Here is a 15,069-nt window from a genome sequence, read left to right on the forward strand (position 1 = left end):
CATCCCTGGGCGTAAATTTCCTTCTACTGTCCCCCCATTTTTACCGGGTTTCTACGGGCTTCTCTCTGTCTGTCAGCTTTTCGGCCCACGTTCCACGGCTTTCCGACATGCCTGCACCAGTTCTTCGCTTTCCAGGGGGTGCTCCACTAGATTTTGGCGCGCAAAGTACAAGAAATACTCCACATTACCCGCCGGTCCTGCCAGCCCGGAAGGTGCTACCTGGGCGATACCCATCCCCAGTTTTTGCGCCGCCCCGGCTACCCCCAAAACAGTTTCGATGCGCTGGTTCACGTCACGTACCACTCCCCCGTGTCCCAGGCGTTCTCGCCCAATTTCGAACTGGGGTTTAACCATCACCAGGTACCACGCTGTTTCCCGGGTTGCCGCTGCCAACGCCGGCAACACCAGTTCCAGGGAAATAAACGATAAATCCCCCACCACCAGGTCGGCCGGCGGGTCTATCAACGCGGCATCCAGGGTGCGCACATTGGTTCGTTCCAGGTTAACTACCCGCGAATCGGTACGCAGCCGCCAAGAAAGCTGACCGTAGCCCACGTCGACCGCGAAAACCTTCGCTGCCCCGCGCCGCAGCAGTACATCGGTGAATCCCCCAGTGGATGCGCCGGCATCCAGACAGATTTTATCTTCTATTGATGGTAAGCCCGGTCCGTAAAGTTCCAGGTAATCCAGGGCACCGAGCAGTTTGTGTGCTCCCCGTGAAGCGTAGGTGACGGTATCGGGGTCACGCAGTACAATCGCGGCGGCAAGTTCCACTTGACGAGCGGGTTTCATGGCTGTCTGCCCGTCGACCAACACTCGCCCGGCTTGAATCATAGCGGCGGCTTGAGTGCGGGATGCCGCCAGGTGTCGGCGTACCAATTCCGTGTCCAAGCGGGCGCGTTTCATGTTCCTCCTTTGCCCAGCTATCTAGTCTCTACCACCGGTTACCTAGTCTTTACGCAACACATCTTGTAAAGCAGCGTTGACACGCTGCAACAAGGCCAGCTGTTCGTCGAGTGGCGCGTCTTTGGCTTGCTCGAGTGCCTCCCGATAGTCAGGCAGATCGCCACCTGTCATTGCGGCGGGACTCGGCACGCCACTCATGAATCCGCCTCAGGGATAGCTGACTCGCCCCAGTCCGCTGCGGGTACGGAATCTGTTGGCGCTGTTTCGTCGACTGCGGGGGTTGGCGTGGCCGTAACGTTTTCTTCCGGCACTGTGGTGGTTTCGGCTGCACGAGGTGCCATCTCGGAGGGCGAAGCCAACGTGTCTGCCCCGTCTTCCTCGGGTTCATAGACCCGAGCCACTTCGCGCACCACGCTAAACTCGGGACAACGTATCCGGGTACCTTGTTCGCGGGCATACCAAGCGGCGGCCAGCACCGCCCGGAATTCGGCCAGCGATAACTCGGCGCCTTCCTCTAGCGTCCCCAAGCCGCGTACCTCAATCGTTTCCCCGTTGACACGCGCGCGGGTGTCTCCGCAGTACCACCAGCCGCGTTGACGCAGTTCCGGGCGGTCAAAGGGCAACGCTAAATCCGACAGGTTCAAGGCCACAAAGTCGGGACGCTGGTTTTGGGGTGCCAACACCAGGTCTCGCGGCTGGGTCAGCCCGGTCATCACCACACAAGATGCAATCCCCGCCTGGTTGGCTCCCAGAATATCGGTGGCCAGCTGGTCGCCAATCGCCACGGCGTGATGTTTGAACACCCGGCGTTCCCGCTTGGCAGCCATTTTCTCGTCCAGGGCTTTTTCCGCCGCGATTTCTTCTTCGGTGGGTTTCACGAGGAGCTCGTCGGGGTCTTGCTGCGCCGCCTTGTTCTTCAAGGCTTCCTCTCGTTTCGCTTTGGCGGCCTCTTCGAAGGCCTCCACCTGGGCGGCTACCTCCGGAATGGAACGCAAATGTTCGGCCGCGCGAGATAAAGCGAGGTTGTATATCGATTCTTCTGGTTTCCCACACACTACTGGCTCGGTACGGGTAGCGGCTTTCACGGCCGAGACAAACGCCCCGTTGCCAATCCCGCGGCCGGATTCGGTGGGCAAGGCCATGTCCATATTGGTGGCTACCCACTTCGCGCCATTCCCAATCGCATAGCAGGCTTCGGACAGTTCCTTCCACCCTACGTCGAATCCGAGGCCTTGCAGCACGGCGGCGGGTTCCTCGCTGGCCGCATCCACTGGTTGGAAGCCTGCGGCAGTGACGGCGGTCGCCACGCCTTCACCCCCGACGCACAGTACCTTGTCCCCGGGTTCTATCAGTTTAGTCAGGGCGGCGGCACCGTCTTGTGCCGAGGTGACAACCTCGCTGACATCGGCCGTGATTCTAACTCCAGCCAGTTTTTCCACCACAGCTTGCGGGGGACGCGCGGCGTTATTGGTCAGGAAGAAGACCTTGGCTCCGAGTTCACGAGCCTTCGTGATGCCCTCGGCGGAACCGGGGGTGGCAGTGTTACCATTCCACGTCACCCCGTCCAGGTCGGTCATAATCACGGGGAACTGGACAGCCAGCGCTACATTCGTACCGCGCATCGTGGTGGGGTTGGCTTGTTCTTCGGCTTCGGCTTCAGCCGCAAGGTCAATGATTTCAGCGTCCTCTACCTCGCGGGGTATCAAGGCTTCGACTTCACACGCCTCGAGTTCTTGGCCAAGTTTGCGCAACCGCTCGGCTTTCACGCTCAACAGGCGTCCGTATTCAAAGCTTTGCTTTTCGGGATTAATGCCTCTGAGCGCGGCCTCGACAATGGCCAGACCGGTTTCGTGTTCACCCAAGTCTGCCCGCGCGGCGGATTCTACAATAGCCAGTTCGACTTTCTGAGATTCATCCAGGGCGGTTTTATCGGCGGCGGCGATAATCTCGAGAGCTTTTTCGGGTTTACCCAAACCTCGCTCGCAATCGGCTTCCACCGCGACCAAAACGTCCATGCCACTCATGCGCCGCACCGTGCGCACCTCGCGCAAGGCCTCGGCATAGTTTCCACAGCCGTACGCGGTGAGCGCCACGGCTTCGCGCACTACGTCGATACGCCACGCCATTTTCAGGGCGGCTTTGGCGTGTTCATAGGCCAGCTGGGGGTTTTCATCCACTAATTCTCCCGACATCACCAGGTGACGAGCCACCAGTTCGGCGGTTTCTTTCGGCAGGGGGCTGAGTCGGCGCCACACCTCTTTATCCAGCATGTCCCAGGTGATAGAGGCGGGAAGATCCAGGTTTACCGCGCGGCGCGAGCCTTGACCACGTTTGGATTCGGTCGTGCGGGAACGCCCGTAGTCGCCTCGGTCGCGCCGACCATCCCGACGGTCGTCACGTCTCCCATCGTGCCGGTCATTACGGTCATTACGGTCATTACGGTATCCGCCCCGGCGATTGTCGTGGCGAGCGTCGCGATACCCATCCCGACGCTCGTCGCGCCCGTCTCGGCTGCCCCAGCCGTCGCGATTCCCGTGTTCACCGCGTCGCCCGCCAAAACCGCCAGAATCACGCTTTCCATAGCCGCGTTTATTGTCACGACCCTCCGAACGAAACCCGCTTTTGTCCCGGGAGCCTTTGAATCCGCCACGATTTTGGCGCGCCCCGTCACGGTAGTTGTCACGGTCTAGATGTCTGTTATCCCGGAAATCTTGGTTACGAGGTTCGTCTCCATTGGCCCGCTCGCCATATCCCGCAGATGAATTTTCTTTCGGGCTAGACTCTGTAGCACCCTTTCTTTCACGCCATTGTTCCGTTGGTGTATCCCCCAAATTGTCCCACGGTTTGCGGTTTTCCTCTTCCACAGCTGCCCTTTCTTCGGCCCACAATTAAATTGACTATTCCATCCTACCAATTCCTGGAACAGCCCGTCGCTGACTGGCACCTCATGAACCGACACGTAACCACGCCACCAGCGCAACCGCTGCTACCACAGTAGGATGGTGTACATGGAAATAACGGTGGCGGCGGATGGTTCTGCTTTGGGTAATCCCGGTCCGGCGGGCTGGGCGTGGTTTGTGGATGAAAACAACTGGTCGGCGGGGGGCTGGCCGCAGGCGACGAATAATCGCGGCGAGTTGATGGCGGTGATTGATTTTTTGGAGGCCAGCGCCGTGTTTCCCGAAATCGCGGTGCATTTCCTGTGTGATTCCCAGTATGTGATTAATTCGGTGACCAAGTGGATGCCGGGGTGGAAGCGGCGCGGTTGGCGCAAGGCGGATGGGAAACCGGTACTGAATGATGATTTGATGAAACGTTTGGATGCGCTGCTGGCGGGTCGTCGGGTGCGTTTTGAGTGGGTGAAGGGTCATGCCGGTCACCCTATGAATGAGCGGGCTGATGATTTGGCTCGGGCGGCGGCTACTGCTTTTCAGGCGGGGCGTCAGCCGGTTACGGGGCCTGGTTTGGGGGTGTTTTTGGCTTCACGAGGTGCCAGCCCGGATTCCGGCGTAAATTCTGGCGATGTCGAATCTGGGAGCACGGGTTTCCAGCCCGCCTTGTTTTAGGCCTATCTTGGGTTTAACCGGTTTGGCTCGGCGTTAGTGATTCAGATAAGGGGCGGTAAAACATGGCTGAAATCTGTGGTTTGTTTTCCGCCGCCAAGGTTTCATGAGGTGCCATCCGGGAAACTGGCCGAAATTTTGCAGGCCGCGCTGGCAGGATTTCCGCATTCTCGCGCTGGATATACGTGAGGCACGCCACTCTATTGGCATTTGATTCCCAACCGGATACCATTTAGTTATGGAGGCAACACTGGACAAAGCGGGGCGGCTGGTTATCCCCAAAGTTTTCCGTGACCAATTGGGGCTTAACTCCGGGACTCCCGTTGACATTTCTTTGTACGGCAACGGGCTGCAGATCACTCCGGGCGGACGCAAGGCTAGTCTGAAAGTCGTTGCTGGTAAACCCGTGGCTGCCAGCGAGGCTCGTTTTGACGATGACTTGATGTACACCTTGATGGACAGCGTGCGTAAATGAGCGAAACTTACGCCATTGATACTTCGGTTGCGGTGCCTTTGCTGCAATCAGCGCATACGGCACATCGGATGGTACGAAATTGGGCAACGGACAAGGACTTGTGTCTAAGCGGGCATGCCGCTTTTGAAACGTATTCAGTGTTGACTCGTTTACCTTATGATTTAGCGGTATCCCCGCCGGATGTGTTGCGCTTGTTCGAGGCTTGGTTCTTGCCCGCTGTGTTTTTGGATTCCACCAGTCAAGCCCAAGCACTACCCGAGTTGGTAGCGGCAGGGGTCAGCGGAGGCAGCGTATACGACGGGCTGGTCGGATTAGCCGCAGTGAAGCACGGACTCACCCTAGCGACTCGTGATGCCCGCGCCGCCTCGACTTACCAACACTTGGGCGTGGATTTCATCACAATAAACCAGCCCTAGCCGAAGAATTGCTGTCGCTCCCCAGAGCAACGGCTCTGCTCGTCCAAGACTTCCCGCCTTCATGAGGCGCTTACCGGATTCCCGATGTAGCCTTAAACACGGAATCTCTTACAGAATCATGCTTAGTTTGCTAGCATTGCTAGCATTGCTAGCATGAGCACACTTACCATCAGGAAGCTCCCGGAGGTCACCAAACAGCGGCTGCGCCTGCGGGCGGCGGCTAATGGCAAATCCATGGAGGCCGAGGCTCGGGACATCCTGTCCACGGTTTTGGACACCGAACATCGCTTTGATAACTCCTGGGTGGGACAGCTATACAACCACGCCCTGCAAGAGGGCGGGGTTAACCTAGAAATCCCACTCGACACCCCAGATTTCACCGACCTCGGACTAAAAATCATCAACCCCTGGGATTCATGAGAGTCATTTCCCCTGTTTGGGTCACCTTAGTTTGCGTTCGTCTTCCTACTCACCCCCGGGTTCATGAGGTGCCGTCCGGAGCCCAGCCGATTTTGCAGTCCGTGCTAAAAACTGGGTTCGAGAATCCCGGCTTTCACCCGGCGTTCTAGGTAAGCTGTTTGGTGGAAACTATCAACTTTCATTGAGGAGTCCTTGTGGAAGCAAATCCCGAAACCCCTGCGGTAAATGACCAGGCTATCGCGGAGCAGGGCGCGAGTGCGGCGGCTTTTGACCGGCTGCTAGCGCAGTATCGGGGTTCTGCCCGGTCACAGCGGGAAAAGGGAAATCTGTTTGAACAGTTGGTACGGGCGTATTTGCGTCTGGATTCCCAGATGCGTTTGCAGTTTGCGCGGGTGTATGCCTGGCGGGATTGGCCAGGGGCGGCGGGTCGCCCGGATACGGGGATTGACCTGGTGGCGATTGAACACCAGGATATGCCCTCGGACGGCGAGGTCACGCCGGATACTCCGGCGGTGGCGGTGCAGTGTAAGTTCTATGCGCCCCAGACCAAGATTCAAAAGGAGCATCTGGATTCTTTCCTGTCTGAATCGGGCAAAGAGCCGTTTAAACGCCGGATTTTTGTGGAAACCACGGGCGTGGCTTGGAGCCAGAATGCCGAAGCCGCAATTCAGGGTCAGTCCAAGCCGGTGACCCGGATTGGACTGACGGATCTTAGGGCTTCGAATATTGATTGGAAGACTTATGATTTCGCCACCCCGGAGCTCTCCCCCACCCTCCAGGCGCATAAGCGGACTTTGGCGCACCAAACGAAGGCCATCAACGATGTCATGACTGGTTTCGAGACTCATGACCGGGGCACGTTGGTGATGGCTTGTGGGACGGGTAAAACCTTTACTTCCTTGCAAATCGCCCAGAAGTTCGCGGAGCGTGGGGATAGTGCCGGAGCGCGGATACTGTTTATGGTGCCGTCGCTGGCGTTGATGTCCCAGACCATGCACGAGTGGGCTGCCGAAGTGAGTGTGCCGTTTACCGCTTGGAGTGTGTGTTCGGATACGAAAGTGAACCGTAAACGTGCCGATAGGGATGATATTGCGGATATCGCCACGATGGATTTACAGATTCCCCCAACTACGGACGCGGCGAGCCTGGCGGATTCCCTCACGCAGGCTCGCCCTAATGAGGGACTACAGGTGGTGTTCGCTACCTACCAGTCGATTGGGGTGATTCATGAGGCGCAAGTCTTGGCAGGCGAGGCGTGGCGGGATTTCGACCTGGTTATCTGTGACGAGGCACATCGCACTACCGGGGCGAAACTAGCCAATGAGGACGAATCCGCCTTCACCAGGATTCACGACAATACTTATATCCGCGCGGATAAACGCTTGTATATGACGGCAACACCCCGGATTTTCAACCCGGCCACCAAGAAAGCGGCTCGGGAAAAGGACGCGGTGTTGTCTTCTATGGATGACCAGGCGATTTACGGGCCGGTGTTTCACCGGCTTGGTTTCGGCCAAGCGGTTGCCGGTGGGCTGCTCACAGACTACAAGGTAGTGGTCTTGCAGGTTCCCGAGGATCAAATCACTTCGATTTTCCAGCAGGGTGACGAGTACGGCGAGTTATCTATCCCCGAGGCCGCGAAACTGGCGGGATGCTGGAACGCTTTGGCGAAACGCAAAAATAGTTTTACTGACACCCAGTATGGTGATGACACTAATCCCATGCGTCGCGCGGTGGCTTTCGTCAAGGATATTAAAACTTCCAAACTAGTTGCCACCGAGTTCCAAAATCTGGTCAATCAACACCTGCAAAACCTCACCAATGCTGACCCGAGTGACAACCTGGCGGTGCAGTGCCGACACGTGGATGGCACTATGAACGCGGTGCAGCGTGGGGAAGCTTTGGACTGGCTGAAAGCCGACCCGGGCGAAAACTACCCGGTGTGCCGGATTCTGACTAACGCGCGTTGCCTCTCGGAGGGCGTGGATGTGCCTACCTTGGACGCGGTGTTATTCCTGAATCCACGCAAATCCTTCGTGGATGTGATTCAAGCTGTCGGGCGGGTGATGCGCCGTGCCCCGGGGAAACGGTTTGGCTACATTATCCTGCCGGTGGCGATACCCGCCGGAATAGCCCCGGAAGAGGCTTTGAACGACAATAAACGTTTCGAGGTGGTCTGGCAGGTTCTCCAGGCGATTCGCGCCCACGACGAGCGTTTCGATGCTACAATTAACGCTATCGAGTACAACGAAAGTCAGCCGGAAAACATTATTGTGGACGTGCTGAATTTTCAAAAGCCCCAACGCCCCGAGGTTATCGGCTCTGGGGGTGGCTGTGGCGGTGATAGTGGCGAAGGTGACACCACGCAAACCGTTGGTACGGGAACCGATAGCGGCACTGGCACCGCCAGGTCTTTCCAGCAAGTCATGTTCCCGGCTTCCCAGTGGAAGGATGCGGTTTACTCGAAAATCGTCAAGAAAGTTGGCAACCGCCTGTATTGGGACGACTGGTCAAAGGATATCGGCAAGATTGCCAGCCGCTACATCAGCCTGATAGAGACCCTCTTGCAAGACGAGGTGAACAGCGACTACTTTGGACAGTTCGTGGATGCGCTGCAAAAGACGCTGAACCCGGGGGTTGACCGGAAGCAGGCCATAGCTATGCTGGCGCAGCATTTGATTACCAAGCCCTTGTTTGACGCCATGTTCCCCGACCAGGAATTTACTTCGCAGAATCCGGTCAGCCACGCCATGCAGGGTATCCTGGATCGTCTGGCGGAAAACCAGGTGTTCGAAACCGAGCGTGAGCCCCTGGAGAAGTTCTACCAAACCATGACCGAGAAAATCCGCGCTATTGATAACCTTGCCGGCAAGCAGGAAATCATGCGCACTCTCTATGACAAGTTCTTCTCTAAGGCTTTCCCGAAGTTGGGTGACCGTTTAGGGATAGTGTTCACCCCGGTGCCGGTGGTGGATTATATTCTCCATTCGGCGCATGAGGCGCTAGTCAAGCATTTTGGCAAGGGTCTGGGTGACGAGGGTGTCGCAATTATCGAGCCTTTCCTGGGAACCGGCACCTTCATCACCCGACTGCTGCAAAGCGGACTGATTAGCCCTTCACAGCTTGACCACAAGTACCGCCACGAAATCTTTGCCAATGAAATCGTGTTACTCAGCTATTACATTGCGAGCATCAATATCGAACAGGTGTACCGCGAAATCCGCCTCGAACAGGGTATTGACGAGGGCTACGTGGAATTCCCCGGCATCACCCTGACTGATACTTTCCAGCTGGCCGAGGGGCAAAACCAGATTCCCTGCATCAGGGATTTCCAAGCCAACCTGAAGCGTGTTCAGGCTCAGCGTGCCGCCGACATTCAAGTCGTGGTCATGAATCCACCATATTCCGCCGGGCAAAAGAAGGCTAATGACAACAACCAAAACCTCAAATACCCCTGGCTGGATGGCCGCATTGCCGACACCTACGCGGCGCGTTCCAGCGCGACTAACAAAAACAGCCTTTATGACTCGTACTATCGGGCACTCCGCTGGGCCACCGACCGCATCGGGCAAGAAGGCGTCATCGCTTTCGTCTCCAACAGCTCTTTCATCGACGGCAATACGGCTGATGGTGTCAGACTCACTTGGGCTGATGAGTTTAGCGATATTTACGTCTATAACCTGCGTGGGGGAATCACAGGTAAAGCTGGTGAGGCTGCCGAGATTGAAGGTGGCAATGTCTTCAACATCAAGACTGGCGTGGCTATCACTATCCTGGTGAAAAAACCCAGTGATAATCTCACCCGGAAACGTCCCGCCCGCATCCACTACACCGAGATGCCTGACCGCAAGACGGGACAAGAAAAGCTTGACACGCTGAGCGAGAAAGTTTCTATCGCTGGCACTGATTTCGAGACCATCATCCCTAATAAATATGGCGATTGGATAAATCACCGCAGCGAAGAATACCTGGAATACCAGGCGCTCGGAGACAAAGCAACCAAAGGTAAAGAAAACACCCCAGCCATTTTCCAAATCTATTCCGGTGGATTGAAAACTAATCGCGACACATGGTGTTATAACTACTCTCGTACGGCGGTAGCGGCGAATATGTCCCGTATGATAGATAATTACAACAGCAATGTGACTTTCGGAAGGACTTCTGAAACAGCCGATACCGACCCGACACAAATCTCTTGGAACCGACAGCTCTTTAAAGATTTAGATGGATGTGTACTACACGAATTCAAAGAAACTGCTGTACAGACGGCGATTTACCGCCCGTTCTGTAAACAAACGGTTTATTTCGACCGCGCCATGAATGACATGGTTTACCAGTTGCCCCGAATCTTCCCCACACCCCGGCACCCCAACCTGGCTTTAGGGCCTAATGGTGAGAGAAGGCATGAATTTTCAGTATTCATAACTTCTATGCTTCCAGATCTCGAAATGATTTCTAAGGCACAGTGGTGTCCGCTTTATACTTGGGAGAAAATTGTTGAAAACCAGTCGGACGGGGGCTTCGATTTAGATGCCCTGGGGGATGCGCCCGCCGAGTATGCTGGCGACCTGGATCTTAGTCGCCCGCTAGAGCAGCAGATTCCCCTGGTGATTGACGGCTATCGCCGCCGCGAAAACATCACCGATGCGACCCTCAAGGCCTACCGGAAGCACTACCAGGATTTAGGGATAACCAAGGAGGATATTTTCTTTTACATCTATGCCCTGTTACATCATCCGGACTACCGCCAGCGTTTCCAGGCGGATTTAAAGAAAATGCTACCGCGTATCCCCCGGGTGCCCGGCTTCCACGATTTCGCAGCAGTTGGCCGAAAACTCGCTGACCTGCATATTCACTACGAGGCCGCCGAGCCTTATCCCGAGGTCAAGGAACAATGGAGCTTGGATGCCCCCACTGACCCCTGGCAGAAATACCACATCGTGAAACCCGATTGGGGCAAGCAACCCGGCAAACGCAGCAAGGACTTCACCACCTTGGTCTATAACGACTACTTGACTTTCACCGGAATACCGCGCGAGGCTAATGCCTATAAAGTCGGCGGGAGCTCACCCCTGGGATGGGTTATCGACCGCTACCAAATCAAAACCAACAAGCCCAGCGGCATCACCAATGACCCCAATGACTACTGCCGCGAACTGAACGACCCGACCTATATCGCCCGCCTCATCCCCTCCCTGGTCACCGTCTCCATGCGCACCCAATCCCTCCTCACCCAGCTCCCCAAACTCCAGCTAGACCAGGTCGCTATCGACTAGCCCTCATGTCACCGCCGCTTCCTGGTAAAACCCGAAACGAGCACCTTTCAGAGTGCGGCGTTGCATATCTATCGCTCACCCTTCATACCTGCGTAGCGCAGCCGCAATCCCGACTGGCGCCTCATGAACCCGGGCGACAGAGGCAATGGCGACATTCGAGACAAAAGGTGAGTCGACAGCAAAGAACGTCGTACCCCCATTTTAAACACGGAAAATGTCGCGATTGTTTCACTTATGCGCTACAATAGCTTGGATGGGAAGGCGGTGTGTCGTGGCCAAAACAGCCAATATAAACCTGAGGGTCGATCCAGAACTCAAGGCTCAAGTCGAAAAGCTTTATGGCGAGTTCGGGATTTCAGTAACCGATGCCATCAACATGTTCCTCCATGTCTCACTGCTGCAAGGCGGACTGCCATTCGAACTACGCCAGCCCCGGTACAACACCGAAACCGAAGCCGCCATGGACGAAGCCCGCGCCATCGCAGAGGGCAAGATTCCCGCCAAACGTTACCAGTCCGCCACCGAGATGATAGACGACATCCTGGCCGAGAAATAAGCGCCATGCTCGAACTGATCTACACCACCAAATTCAAGCGAGACCTGAAACTGATGCACAAGCGCGGTGCCGATGTTTCTCTTTTAGCAAGTGTGCTAGACCGGCTGCGTCGAGGAGAAACACTAGAAGCAAAATACCGAGACCATGCGCTAACCGGGAACTACCTGGGTTTCGAGAATGCCACATTCAGCCCGACTGGCTACTGATTTACCTGGTGAACAAAACCGAACTAATCCTGACCGCCTCACGAACTGGCTCCCATTCCGACCTTTTCTAGCCCCGGCGATTTCCAACAGGAAAAGACTCACGGAAGTACGCCGCAAATCCCGACTGGCACCTCATGAACCCGGGTGACAGAGGCAATGGCGGCTGACCCATCCGAGCCAACACAACGGTTCAACCGGTGCAACCAGAACGCCAAAGCAGCGCCGACCACGCCCACCCCGGCCATGAACACGAAAATAATCGAAAACCCAACCCCGAGATTGGTTTTATACGCATCCAAAATCGCCCCGTTAATCGCCATCGCCCACAGAATCGACGCAAACCCCATAAACGAGTTCACCGACATCGCCGAACCCAATACCACGGCCGGCAGGTGCACCTCCCCCACCCCTGTCTCCGCCGCCAGCTCCACCGACGCCCCGATAACCCGGCACCTAGGACTCCACATCCCGTCTATGTGCATTCAAATTAATAGGGAGGGCTACGAATTCTCCTCATTCCGTACTTACAGCCCAAGCAGCTGTGCCAAAGTTTAAAGTATGAAACACAAAACCAGCTTTTGGATAGGAATCATTCTGATAGTCTTGGGGCACATCGGGGCGCTTGCGACTCTTACCAACCCGGGGGAACGCACTATCGGGTCGGCTTTTGTGATTGTTGTATTTTTTGGTGGCGGCGTGTTTCTCGCGGTAAAGAATATCGAACAGGAATAATGACGTTCTAATAGCTGGACTTAGGAGGATGTCAAGTGCAGCAGCGAAGCGGGCGGATTTCCGGCTGGCACCTCATGCAGCCGGGCGAGAGGTGACGAGCGCAACCGCGCAATGGGATAAAACAATAATTTAGAGTGTGTTCGCTACCGCGCGGCGGATGTAATCGGAACGGTTAGAGCCGGTTTTGTCAATAGCTTTGACCATCGATTCCGGGAATCTAACTGTCACGGAAACCAGCTTTTCACCAGCCATCGCCGGGCGACCCACCCGAATCTTCTCCAGGTAACCCTCCCAAGTACCAGCTTCATACTGGGCGGCCTCGCGCTCGATATCCTCATCAGTCAGGGTGCTTCCCCCGGCAAGTTTGTATTCCATCATTTCCTCCTTAATGCCCGCTCGATTTCCATCCGAATCTTTTTTGATGGCGGAATCATCGCGTGGTAAACCAGCCATCCATTTTCTGTCAACACCCCAACCATCTCCATTCCGCGCCCGCGCTGGTCAAATCCCGTACGAAGTTCCCGTTCCCCCGGTATCCGCACAGCGGCATATAGGAAGTGTTCCTAAGCCCATGTCACGTCCTGGGGCGTTAATTCTGGATGCCTTTGACCAACACGCGGATGCACGATGACTACGAAGCTATTGTAACGCAAACTGTAAGACAAAATCGTCATACAAGCCTTGCCACAAATCTTGGATGGCACCTCATACATCCGGGCGATAACGGCACAGGATAGTGCCACCCGGGAACAAAACTCTAGGAGGGTTGGACTGCCACAGCCATCTTCAGGCCGAGGTCTTTCACGATTTTTATCATGGTTTCGAAAGACGGATTACCATCCCGGGATAGTGACTTGTACAACGACTCACAGTTAAGGCCAGTTTCCCTAGCTAACCGGGTCATACCGTGGACGCGAGCGATATCACGCAGCATCAAAGGGTTTTGGCTGTTATCTGTGACTCAACAACCGTGTTAGCCACCCAATACTGTTGACACTTCGCCACCCGCTTAACCAATGCCCGCCTGCTCGACCGTAGATTCACTAAGCTTGGTCAGATTCTTCACTCAGCCGTCCTGCCTGGACAGCGAATCTGTCGAAATCCGATTCATAAGCCAGATCCTGCGTAACCCGGAACTTGGAGAATTCCTCCAGTGCACGCTTATCAGCAGTCTGCTTTGATATTTCGCCCGCGTTAGCCAGCAGCTCACGGCTGTCAAGGGCTAGCACTTGGTCAAGAAACTGCGCCCACTCTTCCATGGTCGTAGGGATGCGCCGTTTGGCTCGCGACTCAGCAAGATTCAAATACGCCTCAACCAGCCGACCCAAATCATCAAGCTCACTCTTGGTAAGGTAGTTTTTACCGACAGTCACGTCACCCGCAAGCACCTTCCCATCAGGAGAATTCTTCCACGAAGTCAAACCCATATGCGGCTTACCAGCATCCGCCCGCTCGGCGATGAGTTCAGCGGCGGTGTGCCCGTGGACGGCGTAATGCAGCTTGTTCTGGACAGTAGCAAAAAAAGCACGAGTGGTTGGTGCCTTCGCATCATAATCAACAGCCGTGGCATAGATGTCGGTTATCTTCTGATAGAAACGCCTCTCCGAGAGCCTAATCTCGCGGACTTCTTGCAGCAGCTGTTCAAAATAGTCTTCGCCCAGAATCTCGCCGGCCTCCATACGCTCGCGGTCTATCAAGTAGCCACGCAAAGTAAAATCGCGCAGGATACCGGTAGCCCACTGCCTAAACTGGGTGGCGCGAATCGAATTCACCCGGTAACCAACCGAAATAATCGCATCCAGATTGTAGTGCCGAATCGACCGCGTGACCTGGCGAGAGCCCTCCTGGCGAACTATCCGGAAATTCCGGACAGTTGCCTCCTCAGTTAGTTCGCCTGAGTTGTAGATGTTGGATAAGTGCTCATTGACCGTTCGCACATCGACATCGAACAGCTCTGCCATCAACGCCTGCGTCAACCAAATAGTGCCATCCTCATAGCGCACCTCGAGACTGTTTGTCACATCCGCCGTAAAGACCAGAAACTGACACGATGAATATTTGACCAACTTTTTAGACACCACCCGCCTCCGAAATCTCAAGTGTCCCAGGTTTTGTTCCGCTTCTTATGTGGGTGCTAGTTGTTTAGCACGGGTTTGATTATATTGGGTTATCACTTCCTCGGGAGTGGAATAATCTAGCTATTCGTGGAGACGCTGGTGATTCCACCAGCACACCCAGTTCAGGGTCGCCCATTCGACTTCGGTACATGAGCCAGGTCTGGGAGTAAATCAACTCGGTTTTGTATAGCCCGTTGACGGTCTCGGCTAGCGCGTTATCATAACTATCGCCCACGGTTCCGGTAGAAGACTTGATCCCGTAATCAGCGAGTTTCTCGCCGTACTTAATGCTAGCGTATTGCGAACCATGATCGGAATGATGAACAAGACCAGCGATATCTTTGGCGTTCATGATTGCTTGCTCAAGGGCTTCTAGCGGAAGTTCCTCGGTTTGCATGGTCG

At 55.5% G+C, this 15,069-nt stretch carries 16 protein-coding genes and 2 pseudogenes; 8 read left to right on the forward strand and 10 right to left on the reverse strand.

The window, feature by feature from the left end; translation table 11 throughout:
* Nucleotides 1-72 precede the first annotated feature (72 nt).
* From HMPREF0577_RS04850 to HMPREF0577_RS10885, 4 genes are read right to left on the reverse strand one after another with little or no spacing between them, the layout of a single operon-like run.
* Nucleotides 73-906: a TlyA family RNA methyltransferase gene (locus tag HMPREF0577_RS04850; RefSeq protein WP_004012593.1), complete on the reverse strand. Its 834-nt coding sequence runs from the start codon at nt 904-906 to the stop codon at nt 73-75.
* Between the two features lie 42 nt (nt 907-948).
* A complete protein-coding gene (locus HMPREF0577_RS04855; RefSeq protein WP_004012594.1) occupies nt 949-1,104 on the reverse strand; it encodes a hypothetical protein in 156 nt (51 codons plus the stop codon).
* Nucleotides 1,101-3,176, reverse strand: a complete 2,076-nt coding sequence (locus HMPREF0577_RS04860; protein ID WP_004012595.1) for an HAD-IIA family hydrolase — start codon at nt 3,174-3,176, stop codon at nt 1,101-1,103. Before HMPREF0577_RS04860 ends, HMPREF0577_RS04855 begins: the two co-directional genes overlap by 4 nt.
* Before the next feature lie 32 nt (nt 3,177-3,208).
* Complete coding sequence (locus HMPREF0577_RS10885; protein WP_248613694.1) at nt 3,209-3,589, reverse strand: hypothetical protein; 381 nt, start codon at nt 3,587-3,589, stop codon at nt 3,209-3,211.
* 316 nt (nt 3,590-3,905) lie between these two features.
* Here HMPREF0577_RS10885 and HMPREF0577_RS04865 point away from each other — a divergent pair, with 316 nt between their 5' ends.
* The gene (locus HMPREF0577_RS04865) at nt 3,906-4,472 is read left to right on the forward strand and encodes a ribonuclease H family protein (protein ID WP_004012598.1); all 567 of its coding nucleotides are present in this window, start codon (nt 3,906-3,908) and stop codon (nt 4,470-4,472) included.
* A 13-nt stretch (nt 4,473-4,485) separates the two neighbouring features.
* Here HMPREF0577_RS04865 and HMPREF0577_RS11360 read toward each other — a convergent pair whose 3' ends face one another.
* Nucleotides 4,486-4,668, reverse strand: a complete 183-nt coding sequence (locus HMPREF0577_RS11360; protein WP_004012599.1) for a hypothetical protein — start codon at nt 4,666-4,668, stop codon at nt 4,486-4,488.
* A 39-nt stretch (nt 4,669-4,707) separates the two neighbouring features.
* Between HMPREF0577_RS11360 and HMPREF0577_RS04870 the strand changes: the two genes are divergently transcribed.
* From HMPREF0577_RS04870 to HMPREF0577_RS04895, 6 genes and pseudogenes are all read left to right on the forward strand, one after another.
* Nucleotides 4,708-4,944, forward strand: coding sequence for an AbrB/MazE/SpoVT family DNA-binding domain-containing protein (locus HMPREF0577_RS04870; RefSeq protein WP_004012600.1), 237 nt, complete (start codon nt 4,708-4,710; stop codon nt 4,942-4,944).
* Complete coding sequence (locus HMPREF0577_RS04875; protein ID WP_004012601.1) at nt 4,941-5,360, forward strand: type II toxin-antitoxin system VapC family toxin; 420 nt, start codon at nt 4,941-4,943, stop codon at nt 5,358-5,360. Before HMPREF0577_RS04870 ends, HMPREF0577_RS04875 begins: the two co-directional genes overlap by 4 nt.
* A 153-nt stretch (nt 5,361-5,513) precedes the next feature.
* Entirely contained in the window at nt 5,514-5,780 is a 267-nt protein-coding gene (locus HMPREF0577_RS04880) for a FitA-like ribbon-helix-helix domain-containing protein (protein ID WP_004012602.1), read from the forward strand.
* 194 nt (nt 5,781-5,974) lie between these two features.
* Nucleotides 5,975-11,056 (forward strand): DEAD/DEAH box helicase, encoded by a 5,082-nt coding sequence (locus tag HMPREF0577_RS04885; RefSeq protein WP_004012603.1) that lies wholly within the window; start codon nt 5,975-5,977, stop codon nt 11,054-11,056.
* Nucleotides 11,057-11,327: 271 nt separating this feature from the next.
* Nucleotides 11,328-11,612: a type II toxin-antitoxin system RelB/DinJ family antitoxin gene (locus HMPREF0577_RS04890; protein ID WP_036342323.1), complete on the forward strand. Its 285-nt coding sequence runs from the start codon at nt 11,328-11,330 to the stop codon at nt 11,610-11,612.
* Between the two features lie 5 nt (nt 11,613-11,617).
* Nucleotides 11,618-11,889 (forward strand): annotated as a pseudogene (locus HMPREF0577_RS04895) (type II toxin-antitoxin system YafQ family toxin).
* 27 nt (nt 11,890-11,916) lie between these two features.
* Here the strand turns inward: HMPREF0577_RS04895 and HMPREF0577_RS04900 are convergent.
* Nucleotides 11,917-12,285, reverse strand: a complete 369-nt coding sequence (locus HMPREF0577_RS04900) for a hypothetical protein (RefSeq protein WP_248613696.1) — start codon at nt 12,283-12,285, stop codon at nt 11,917-11,919.
* A 91-nt stretch (nt 12,286-12,376) separates the two neighbouring features.
* Here HMPREF0577_RS04900 and HMPREF0577_RS11555 point away from each other — a divergent pair, with 91 nt between their 5' ends.
* Nucleotides 12,377-12,550, forward strand: a complete 174-nt coding sequence (locus HMPREF0577_RS11555) for a hypothetical protein (protein ID WP_004012608.1) — start codon at nt 12,377-12,379, stop codon at nt 12,548-12,550.
* 129 nt (nt 12,551-12,679) lie between these two features.
* Here HMPREF0577_RS11555 and HMPREF0577_RS04905 read toward each other — a convergent pair whose 3' ends face one another.
* The 4 genes and pseudogenes from HMPREF0577_RS04905 to HMPREF0577_RS04915 form a co-directional block, all read right to left on the reverse strand.
* Nucleotides 12,680-12,925, reverse strand: a complete 246-nt coding sequence (locus tag HMPREF0577_RS04905) for a ribbon-helix-helix domain-containing protein (protein ID WP_248613697.1) — start codon at nt 12,923-12,925, stop codon at nt 12,680-12,682.
* A gap of 382 nt (nt 12,926-13,307) precedes the next feature.
* On the reverse strand, nt 13,308-13,484 hold the full coding sequence (locus HMPREF0577_RS10900; RefSeq protein ID WP_004012611.1) for an addiction module antidote protein: 177 nt from the start codon (nt 13,482-13,484) through the stop codon (nt 13,308-13,310).
* Nucleotides 13,485-13,593: 109 nt separating this feature from the next.
* Nucleotides 13,594-14,628: a virulence RhuM family protein gene (locus HMPREF0577_RS04910; RefSeq protein WP_004014842.1), complete on the reverse strand. Its 1,035-nt coding sequence runs from the start codon at nt 14,626-14,628 to the stop codon at nt 13,594-13,596.
* A gap of 123 nt (nt 14,629-14,751) precedes the next feature.
* A pseudogene (locus HMPREF0577_RS04915) lies at nt 14,752-15,069 on the reverse strand (integrase core domain-containing protein); the annotation flags it as partial.

The sequence above is a fragment of the Mobiluncus mulieris ATCC 35243 genome, from assembly GCF_000160615.1.
GTDB classification, from domain to species: domain Bacteria; phylum Actinomycetota; class Actinomycetes; order Actinomycetales; family Actinomycetaceae; genus Mobiluncus; species Mobiluncus mulieris.

Excerpts from the sequence above, each read along its gene's own strand:
- HMPREF0577_RS04850 (WP_004012593.1), bottom strand. The coding sequence starts at position 906 with ATGAAACGCGCCCGCTTGGACACGGAATTGGTACGCCGACACCTGGCG.
- HMPREF0577_RS04855 (WP_004012594.1), bottom strand. The coding sequence starts at position 1,104 with ATGAGTGGCGTGCCGAGTCCCGCCGCAATGACAGGTGGCGATCTGCCT.
- HMPREF0577_RS04860 (WP_004012595.1), bottom strand. The coding sequence starts at position 3,176 with ATGCTGGATAAAGAGGTGTGGCGCCGACTCAGCCCCCTGCCGAAAGAA.
- HMPREF0577_RS04865 (WP_004012598.1), top strand. The coding sequence starts at position 3,906 with ATGGTGTACATGGAAATAACGGTGGCGGCGGATGGTTCTGCTTTGGGT.
- HMPREF0577_RS04870 (WP_004012600.1), top strand. The coding sequence starts at position 4,708 with ATGGAGGCAACACTGGACAAAGCGGGGCGGCTGGTTATCCCCAAAGTT.
- HMPREF0577_RS04875 (WP_004012601.1), top strand. The coding sequence starts at position 4,941 with ATGAGCGAAACTTACGCCATTGATACTTCGGTTGCGGTGCCTTTGCTG.
- HMPREF0577_RS04880 (WP_004012602.1), top strand. The coding sequence starts at position 5,514 with ATGAGCACACTTACCATCAGGAAGCTCCCGGAGGTCACCAAACAGCGG.
- HMPREF0577_RS04900 (WP_248613696.1), bottom strand. The coding sequence starts at position 12,285 with ATGTGGAGTCCTAGGTGCCGGGTTATCGGGGCGTCGGTGGAGCTGGCG.
- HMPREF0577_RS11555 (WP_004012608.1), top strand. The coding sequence starts at position 12,377 with ATGAAACACAAAACCAGCTTTTGGATAGGAATCATTCTGATAGTCTTG.
- HMPREF0577_RS04905 (WP_248613697.1), bottom strand. The coding sequence starts at position 12,925 with ATGGAATACAAACTTGCCGGGGGAAGCACCCTGACTGATGAGGATATC.
- HMPREF0577_RS10900 (WP_004012611.1), bottom strand. The coding sequence starts at position 13,484 with ATGCTGCGTGATATCGCTCGCGTCCACGGTATGACCCGGTTAGCTAGG.